We start from the raw sequence: 6,319 nt of genomic DNA, 5'->3' as shown, positions 1-6,319 counted from the left end.
GTTTGAGTCAAGACTTTGTGGGAGATTTTTTTCTCGACCGATTTTTTTGGTTATATATGGTTTTATAAAATCGTTATATGTAAGCGCTTTTACTTACTCTCATCCTGTAGGTATGTGCGTTTTCTCTCGTTTTAAAAACCTTTCAATGCTTGCAATGCCTCGTAAATCGGTGTCCCTGAAGATTGGCGAAGGTATGGGATGTTATCTCGTACCACTTCTGTCATTTGCGTTTGCACGCGCTTCAGTGCCTTTTTCACGATCGTTTCTCGTTTCGTTTCTTCTCGTTCTTCCACGCCATACATCACTCCATCGCGTGTCCGAATGAGTAACGTATCTTTTATCGCGACGATCGCTCGCAACATCGCTTCAATCCCTGCATCCCTCCAACTTCGACCGTTTTTACTTCGTTTCGCAAACACATGCATCGTTCCTTCCGCACTCCCCATCGCCCTCATGTTTGTCGTGTCAATCCCTTTTTCCTTCAACCATACGCGATAGTCACGTAAACATCCTGGTATCTCCTCGATTCGACGAACAAGCGCCTCGAGTTGCTTTTCCTTCTCCTCATGTTCTAACGTACCGATGGCACTTGTGAGTTCTCGTAACACACCTTCTTCATCCCATGATGCTAACTTCTTTCGAATCACCCGATATCTCGCATGACCTCGGAACAATTGACGAATCTCTCTTGCCACATGGAACCGATCAAGCTGAAAGTACCCCCTGTCCCCGAAATATTCTCGACACGCTGTAATCCATGGGGCTCCATCTCCATTGATGACCACCCAATCCTCAAACGGATCATAGCTGTATTCCTTCATCAGAAAATTCTCTACAGCTTCCCAAATCGGTTCATTCGTTTGATGAACCATATACCGTCGATTCACTAAGGATACGCGTTTCCCGTTTTTCTCCCATCCTTGGTGAATCGTGATGATCTTTTCTTCTTTTCCTTTGATGCGGCTTCGTTGACGTTTCACGTACAACCCGTCTGCTTCGATAAAAAACACGCGCCCTTTTTTCTCCATCGCACGGTGCCCTTCCACCTCTGCCTCGATGATGGACTGGCGAATCGTTTCGTGACTCATACATGCATACCCCACCAGCTTTTCAAGCGACTGCGCAGCCTGTCGATACGAAGAACCCGTCACGGCGAGATGAATCGCTGTCTCCTCTAATAGCGGACTCACTCCATGCGCCCCATCGAACTGGAGAAAGACATCGAGTAAAGACGTATACACCTTTTTTTCACGGTCAAAGTAGTAGTTTCGCTTCACTTCCACCTCTCCAAATAGCGTTTGGAGTCGGATCGTCCGCTTATCTTTGAGCGCATATCGTTTCTTGTCCCGCTGTTCTGCCAATGTGCGGTCGATCTCCTCCAACACCTGTTGAAGGAGATGACCATATTGTTTTTGCATATGTCTAAATAAAGACTGTTCGATCTCTTTTAATGTCAAGCCGTTTGTGATATAATCCTGCATGGGCTCCACTCCTTTCTTTGGTTGTATTTTTTTCGCACTTACTACCTTACCAGGAGGAGAGCCCGTTTTTCATCTATTTTGCTTACATATCTGACAGGTTCCTTATTATACCAAATCAGGAACCTGTCTTTTTTTCTCCCACAAACATTTTACTCATACTAGACTTCCAACAAAACAAAACATTGGCAGAATCAACTACCAATGGAGTAGACCTCTATCTTTTTGAAGTATTCCGAGAAAATGAATATGTGTTCATGGGACAAGTTGAGCTAGCTGATCAACCGTACCAAGATCAACAATTAGATATAGAAAATAACCTAAGCCTGAATCCGTGATGGTTGGAAATCAACTTTGATTTTGGTGTTAGTTCTATGGATATATGATCCATACATCCCTTTTTTTGATGATTCCCTGCACCACTTTCATGTTTGAAAACGAGATAAATCCTCTTTTATGGAGATACAAACCAAAAAAGAGACAAAAAAAGTACAGGGGGGAGTGATGGATATGAGTACACGAACATCTGTTTGTTATCTTGCCTCTTTCCATTTTTGATACACATTCAGTAGGAGTATACTGTACCCACTCCTTCGCGTCAGTTTCATCCAGATCTGTCGTGATCGGCGGACGAGTCGACCTGCCATCGTGATCACCGTCTGAATGATCGTCTTGATGCGGCGGCGTTTCACTTTATGATGTAATGGATGTCTCGGATCGCTTAATAGATCTTGTCCAATCAGGCGAAGAAGGTTGTACACGAATGCTCCCATGACTAACACGAGCGCATTCGTTTTCATCTTCCCTGATGGAAGTCGCTCTAAATCTAAGTCGCTTTTCAGTTCGCTATGAAACTGTTCGCATGTCGCATGATCATGATACAATGCGAGCACATCACTCATTCGAACATGCTCGTATCCTTCGAGGCGCACCCAGTAGCTTTCGACTTCGTAATCAGGAACGAGCATCAGCTGTCCATTTCGTTCCATCGTTCGTTCCGTCACTTGGGTGACTTGAACGTACGTATACGTGTGTCCATCGATTGCTGCGGTCTGTGGAAGGCATAACTCATACGTTTGTACTCCTTCTGTTTGTCCATCATCGACGCGTCTGCCCTTTTGCGAAGCGATCTGGAACCAAAGCGCTTTCGATTCTCGGCGTAAGTTTCGCTTGATGACAAAGTCCACGTCTTCCTTTAGACATACGTGCACATTCGCTTCCGCATCGTTTCCTGCATCCATGCGGACAAGCAGACGAGACGAGGTCAGCGGACGAGCTCGACGGATGGCGGTAGTTAAAAACGAAGGCATGTTGTCTTGTACATGTTGTTTCCCTGGACGCAGCTCGGCATGAACGATATACCCTTCCTTCCCTGCGTACGCAAACAACGGCGTAAAACCGTCAAATCCTTTATACGTTCGACTCACTCCTTCTTTCTTCGTATCGGAGTTGTCAAATGGGGAAGCATCTATATCAAGGGGAAGCCATGTCGTTTTCCCTTTGGTCCAACAAGGAGACAAGGTAGCGTGTTGTCGAACCAACAGACGCATCGATTCCTCCCAAATGATGGTTTCGGTCATCGGAAGACAAGCGAGCTGATCGAGACGCTGTCGCAACGTTGGGGAGGAAGGTACGTGCCGAATGCCCATTGATGTCGAAAAGATATCGTCCTGACGATACGCTTCGATATGATCAAAATCCGTTTTTCCTGTGGCAAGCAAGCCGATCATCGAGCGAATGACGTCGCTATGGGAAATGTGCACTTCTCGACGAACCGTTGGAAGCCGAAGTGCGTTTACCCGTTTATCCAGTTTCGTTCGATGGAGTAAGTAGCCCACGAGAGCAAGCCCAGCACTTGGAGTAATCGCTTCATCTGTCAATACAAACCGAATCGGGAAATCTTTCATCACATTCACCTACTTGATGAAGAATCGTCAACGTCGTTTTCCCTTATCGTATCAACGGTTTGCATCCATTGTAAAGATGTTTTGTCACGGATTCAGGAAAGAAATGAGAGCAGCAAGAATTGACGTTAGCTCTCATTTCTTCTTTTAATGTTACACTTTATTTAAACTTTACTTATACAAAAATGTATACACTTTTCCATAACCAGTGGCAAATACTTCTTCTTTTAGAAAGATATCATCTGCTTCCTTACACCAAATATTTAAATTCGTTTGACCTGGCCGCGATGTATAACTAAATTTTTCACAGTAGATGAAATCATACGTAAGAGAATTATCAGGGACAGTACAATTCTTTAATGACACTGTTTCTCCTTCCCAGGAAGGTGAAACTTGACAAAATACAATATCCCCATTTTCTGAGATAATAAGTATCATCTCTATATCTGTAACAGAAATTAGTCTCGATGATAAGACACTCATAGAAATTTCCCATTTTTTTGAAAAAAACGATATATTACTTACAAAATCGGATTGAATCCTTTTTAACTGCTTTTCTTCAATCGATCCCGTAGGTAATAACAAACGATGCGCAAAATCGTTTGCATCCCTTTCCCATTGCAGATTAACATATTGATTCCACGGTGTATATTGATTAGAAAGCAACTCTTCTACACGTTCATCCACTAAAACATTAGTTCCATTTGGAAAGGAGTGTTTTAGAAGATGACCGATCTCATGTGCTAACGTAAACTTTTGCCTATTTGTTTCTCGAAAATTACAATTCAGTACAATCATTCCCTTATCAGCCGATTCACTTTTGATAGTAAATGCTTCTATGTTATGAGGTAATTCTACTGTCTTAACCAATATATTTAATTGATCGCATAATTCAAACGGATCAATAGGTGATTGTACTTTTGTTTCTCTTAACAGTGATCTGACAATCATATCATTTGTAAATCCTTCTGGATATTGAAGTTTCTTTATACTGTGATTACTTTTTATTTCAGTATGAAAGGCATGAAGAATTTCCTTCCATGCCTCAGGCTTGATTTGGCTGTAGTCTTCATTCATATAACGGTTTGATCGTGCTACCAACTTTAAAGGAATTGGAATATCCTCTGCCAAATCACTTATTTCTTTTGCTGTATTATATAATAAAGCTCCAAGGGGAGACGGAGCATCTACAGAAGAACTAAAAAAACTCTGGCAATGTGTGATGGTTCAACTCGTTCTTTTATTTTTTTCATTGTCAATAGTTGAAAAGCTAACATACGTGTAGTTAATTTCAAATTACTGTTTGGAATTGCTGACAGCAATTCATTGATAAAATGATTACTAATTTCCTCGCTATTGTTCACTAAACCGATTATCTGTTTGGTAAGAAGGTTCAAAGATCGATCCAGTTCAGGTTTGAGAAAGTAATCTATCTGCTCTATTTTACATGTCTGTACTCCTTTTATCATGGTCAAACAAAGATGTAAGATAGTTTCTAAAGATGAATCTCCCCATTTTAATTGTATATCACCTTTGAATCGTCCATAATCAGTTAATATTTTTATCCATTCTTTACGATTTTGAGGGAAACGATTAAATACATAAGCCAGTACTTTATCGTCCTTAAAATCTCGTTGACACCAGATAGTCAATGCCCGTTGAGCGAATCCAATTGGTACAGGAGGATATTTTTCTTTTATTTCTGCCAATAATAAAAAAGCCCCAATTGAAGTTTCTTCTGCATTTGCTGATCGGAAAAGTTCCCACAACAAATCCTCATAAGATACTCCTCTTTCATCTTTTGCAAACCAGCTTGCAAATGGGATTATTCCATAATATATATATGTATATTTACATATATTGGATAATATCTTCTTTTTATCAATAGGATTCTTTTTATTAAAGAAATCATCAATAATTCCTTTTCCTGTTATCATTATTTTCTCCCCTCCTTTCTTACCAGTCTAAGTAAAGCTGAAACAAAACCCCATCATCTACACTTACCATTTTTTTATCACCTATTGTTTGTACTGTATGCTTGCAAGAACGCACAACCCCTCCGGTTTTATATATTTTTCGAAATACACTTTCATCAAGACAAACATATGTAGCGCGGTGTTTTCTATAAGAAATTCCGTGACTTTTTTTCACCTCTTCATGGGTAGCATTATCAAACAATTGCTTGTGTTGGGTCAAATATACACCATCGCCATAATGTGGTTCATCAGTTTGTAAAGTTTCCAACAAACATGATTCACATAAGTTCTTGAATTTTGCTTTAGGTGCGCTCCCGTCATCTATAAATTTTAAAGTATCTTCTTCGTAATAGTAGTACAGCTCTATACCCTTATACAACTCTGTTGCTTCTGCTTTATAGCTTATAGGATCAAGCATATTCAGATCACTTACTTTACCTGTTAATTCTATTTGTTCTTGATCAAAATCTATAGGTGCTGTATGTCCACATGCACAAATTTTTGTTTGCTTTGCCAATCTTACTCCCCTCTCTATCTAACAAGTTAATTTCTTTATAATTATTACATTATTTCATCGACTTCTCCCCTATCTCCTTCACAGAAAGGAGAAAAATCTATTGAGGCGTCGGCTTATGATTCAGTAAATGACGAGTTTGGGTCATTCACCAGATTCCCTAAATGAAACACCGTTTTTCGCTGTTTATTCCTTTTCATCAAGCTTCTCCGCAATCATGAATAGCTCTTTTTTCAGCTGCCGATTGAGCTCCACAGGAACGTGGAGCACGGTGTTGGGACCTAGCGTGAAAGAAAAAGGCTCGTTTTCATCGATCAATCGTGCCAAGGAACGCAAGCCGGCGGCCTTGAAGCGACCTTCTAACGGAAATCCAGCCACGCTGCGCATATAAAACTCCTTATTGCTAAAATACCCGTCAATGATTTGCAATGAATCCATCATCGATTG

6 protein-coding genes are annotated in these 6,319 nt (G+C 40.8%); all 6 read right to left on the bottom strand.

What is annotated here, in order from left to right; genetic code table 11:
* Nucleotides 1-131: 131 nt before the first annotated feature.
* On the bottom strand, nucleotides 132-1,481 hold the full coding sequence (locus NSS60_RS14920; RefSeq protein WP_075039588.1) for an ISLre2 family transposase: 1,350 nt from the start codon (nucleotides 1,479-1,481) through the stop codon (nucleotides 132-134).
* A 530-nt stretch (nucleotides 1,482-2,011) separates the two neighbouring features.
* Nucleotides 2,012-3,385 carry an IS1380 family transposase gene (locus NSS60_RS14915; protein ID WP_340720987.1) on the bottom strand — a complete coding sequence of 458 codons (1,374 nt, stop codon included), beginning with the start codon at nucleotides 3,383-3,385 and terminating at the stop codon, nucleotides 2,012-2,014.
* Nucleotides 3,386-3,553: 168 nt separating this feature from the next.
* The gene (locus NSS60_RS14910) at nucleotides 3,554-4,513 is read right to left on the bottom strand and encodes an ImmA/IrrE family metallo-endopeptidase (protein WP_340720859.1); all 960 of its coding nucleotides are present in this window, start codon (nucleotides 4,511-4,513) and stop codon (nucleotides 3,554-3,556) included.
* Between the two features lie 56 nt (nucleotides 4,514-4,569).
* Entirely contained in the window at nucleotides 4,570-5,319 is a 750-nt protein-coding gene (locus NSS60_RS14905) for a hypothetical protein (protein ID WP_340720860.1), read from the bottom strand.
* A gap of 19 nt (nucleotides 5,320-5,338) precedes the next feature.
* A complete protein-coding gene (locus NSS60_RS14900; RefSeq protein ID WP_068895934.1) occupies nucleotides 5,339-5,875 on the bottom strand; it encodes a hypothetical protein in 537 nt (178 codons plus the stop codon).
* 183 nt (nucleotides 5,876-6,058) lie between these two features.
* On the bottom strand, nucleotides 6,059-6,313 hold the full coding sequence (locus NSS60_RS14895; protein WP_012301086.1) for a hypothetical protein: 255 nt from the start codon (nucleotides 6,311-6,313) through the stop codon (nucleotides 6,059-6,061).
* Nucleotides 6,314-6,319 lie beyond the last annotated feature (6 nt).

The organism is Anoxybacillus sp. FSL W8-0382, from assembly GCF_038003845.1.
Classification (GTDB): Bacteria; Bacillota; Bacilli; order Bacillales; family Anoxybacillaceae; genus Anoxybacillus; species Anoxybacillus flavithermus_G.
Note: the sequence above shows the minus strand (reverse complement) of the source record. Positions and strands in the feature narration are given on the sequence as shown.